2 protein-coding genes are annotated in these 3,431 nt (G+C 28.2%); one reads left to right on the top strand and one right to left on the bottom strand.

The genetic code is table 11. The features are described from left to right. Window positions 1-126: 126 nt before the first annotated feature. Window positions 127-996: a CPBP family intramembrane glutamic endopeptidase gene (locus tag J7G74_RS13655; protein WP_297136345.1), complete on the bottom strand. Its 870-nt coding sequence runs from the start codon at window positions 994-996 to the stop codon at window positions 127-129. 270 nt (window positions 997-1,266) lie between these two features. Between J7G74_RS13655 and ftsH the strand changes: the two genes are divergently transcribed. Further along, window positions 1,267-3,246, top strand: a complete 1,980-nt coding sequence (gene ftsH / locus J7G74_RS13650) for an ATP-dependent zinc metalloprotease FtsH (RefSeq protein ID WP_297136344.1) — start codon at window positions 1,267-1,269, stop codon at window positions 3,244-3,246. The last annotated feature ends 185 nt before the right edge of the window (window positions 3,247-3,431 follow it).

Genomic DNA, 3,431 nt, shown 5'->3' with positions numbered 1-3,431 from the left:
TTTAATATATTTTTTTAGTGTAAGTTATATTTAAAAAATATAATTTCAAATATAACTTACACTAAAAAAGCCTTCATATGTATTACACATGAAGACTTTATATATAATTAATAACAAATAGTAATTTTAAGAATTTTGAGAAGTGAAAGCTTCTTTGTTTCTTGAAGTAAATCTACATTTAAGGTACTCTTTATTTTTCATAACAAATTTAATAAAAAAGAACATACCTATCAAAAATGATATAGAACCCACAATTAAAAAACTAACTGCATCACTTTCTGTGAAGGGAGTACTCTCAACAGTTACAGTAGGATCAGAAAATAATTCTGGTAAAAAAGATAATAAATTATTCAAGAAATGAACTGTTATAGGAATCAATATATTTTTATACTTAATATATAATATGCAACAAGCAATTCCAAATATAAAAGCACCAATTATGGCAAGTTCTATATGAAGAATACCAAAAACAATAGAAGAAAATATCATACCTATGTAAATATTAAATCTTTTGCTAGTTCTCTTAAAAATAATACTTCTAAATAGTAGCTCTTCTGAAATAGGAGCGCAAATAACAGTTATAAGCATTGAGATAATTAATCCTTGGTATGTAGATGCCTCTGCAATAGGAGACTCTTCTAATAAGCTATTTAACATTTCAGGAAACGTATAGTAAGTTATTGCTATTAATAATGAACTAATCCCTATAGATAAAATTATTTGGGTTAAAACTACTCCAAATATTTCTTTTAAATTTAACTTTTTTAAATAATCTTTAATTAATAAAATAATCTTATTTTTAGAAATTCTAAATTTATATAGAAGTATAATAATAAATAAAGATGATGAAATTAAAGATAATAAATTATCATTATTATATAGACTTTCATTATTACTAAAAATTGCTATAAAAATAACTGCTAATATAGTGAAGAAGTACCAAAATACACCTGTAAATATTTTTACCTCTTTGAATTCTTCTGTAAAATCTAACATATTTTCCCTCCATTAACTTGAATCATAATAATTCACAATAAATTCAAATACATACTCTATAATTATATATTATAAAAAATTAATAAAATACACAAAATCAATATAAATAATAAATTATAGTATTAGAAATATTGACAAAATACTTTATTAATTTTACTATTTTATATAAGTCATTTTATATGCTTTATATGATATCATATCTTGATTTTAAAGCATATATGATGGGTATATTTAATAATAATATATTTAAATTAAGCTAGGAGATATCTTATGAAAGAAAAGAAACCGCAAAAAAAATCATGGTTATATTATTATGGGATAATACTTCTTTTACTAGTAATCCTAAATTCTTTTATTTTTCCAGCAATGTATAAAATGAGTGGAAAAGTGCAAGAGGTGGATTACGGGACATTCCTTACAATGGTTGATGAAGGAAAGGTAAACCAAGTAGATATTGAAAACTCAAAACAAATTACTTTTAATACAAAGGACGACAAAAATAAAGTTTATATAACTGGACAAGTTAATGATCCAGAATTAGTAGATCGTTTATATAAAGCAAAAGTAAAATTCAAACAAGAAATACCTCAAGAAGATTCACCAATAGTTGATATTATACTTTATTGGGTGCTACCAACAATATTGATGATAGGATTCCTTAATTTTATGATGAAGAAAGTAACTCAAAAAATGGGTGGTAGAGGAGGCCCTATGCAGTTTGGTAAAAGTAATGCCAAAATATATGTGGAAGCACAAACAGGTAAGACTTTTGCAGACGTAGCAGGTCAAGATGAAGCTAAAGAATCTTTAACGGAAATAGTTGACTTTTTACATAATCCTAAAAAATATGAAGAAATTGGTGCTACAATGCCAAAAGGAGCATTACTTGTAGGACCTCCAGGAACAGGTAAAACATTACTTGCAAAAGCTGTAGCAGGTGAAGCTAAAGTACCATTCTTCTCAATATCAGGCTCTGAATTTGTTGAGATGTTTGTTGGTATGGGTGCTGCAAAAGTGAGAGATTTATTTAAACAAGCTCAAGAAAAAGCTCCTTGTATAGTATTTATAGATGAGATTGATACTATAGGTAAAAAACGTGATGGTGGAGGAATGGGTGGTAATGATGAGAGAGAGCAAACTCTTAACCAATTACTAACTGAAATGGATGGATTCGATGGTAAAAAAGGTGTTGTAATACTTGCAGCAACTAATAGACCAGAATCTTTAGATAAAGCCTTACTTAGACCGGGACGTTTTGATAGAAGAGTTCCAGTTGAACTTCCAGACTTAAAAGGTCGTGAAGATATACTTATGGTTCATGCTAAAAATGTTAAGATGGATGAAAATGTTGATTTTAATGGAATAGCAAGAGCAACAGCTGGAGCTAGTGGTGCAGAACTTGCTAATATAGTAAATGAAGCTGCACTTAGAGCTGTTAGAATGGGTAGACATAAAGCTACTCAAGAAGACTTAGAAGAATCAGTAGAAGTTATTATAGCTGGATACCAAAGAAAAGGAGCTGTAATATCTCCAAGAGAAAAGAAAATAGTAGCTTATCATGAGATAGGTCATGCACTAGTTGCAGCAAAACAAACAGAATCTGCACCAGTTCATAAGATTACTATAATACCTCGTACATCTGGAGCTTTAGGTTATACAATGCAAGTTGAAGAAGGCGAAAGAGTTCTTATGTCAAAAGAAGAAGCCTTCAATAAAATAGCAACATTTACAGGTGGTCGTGCTGCGGAAGAATTAATATTTAATTCATTCACAACGGGAGCATCTAATGATATAGAACAAGCAACAAGAATAGCTAGAGCTATGGTTACTCGTTATGGAATGAGTGAAGAGTTTGATATGATGGCTCTTGAGACTATTACTAATCAATATTTAGGTGGAGATGCTTCATTAGCTTGTTCACCAGAAACAGCTGCCAAAATAGATAAAGAAGTATTAAGTGTAATAAAAGAGGCTCATAATAAAGCTAGAAGAATATTAGAAGAAAATATAGATAAACTTCATGAACTTTCTAATTATTTACTAGAGAGAGAAACTATAACAGGTGAAGAATTCATGGAAATATTAAATGGAAAACCTGTTGATGAAGTTAGAGAAGAATTTGCAGGAGAAAATTCAAATTTAGATGAGACTGTTATAGAAAATAGAACTAAAGAAGCTGAATTTACTAATAATATACAAGAAGTTGTAGATTCAAAAGAAGTTAATGAATCTAAAGATAAGGAAAAATAATATAGTTTTAATAAAAATACCTAATAATACTTATTAGGTATTTTTTACATACAAGGAAATTGATAGCACAAGCTTTTCTTAACATTTAAATTTTAAGAGCATAGAGAGACCTGTAATAAATTAATTATAGGTCTTCTATTTTGTTTAAAATATTGGTCATAATTATCCTTAGCATGCCTTTTAAT

Origin of the sequence: Terrisporobacter sp. (assembly GCF_017888745.1) — a bacterium.
GTDB lineage: Bacteria > Bacillota > Clostridia > Peptostreptococcales > Peptostreptococcaceae > Terrisporobacter.
This window is presented reverse-complemented; position numbering and strand designations above follow the sequence as displayed.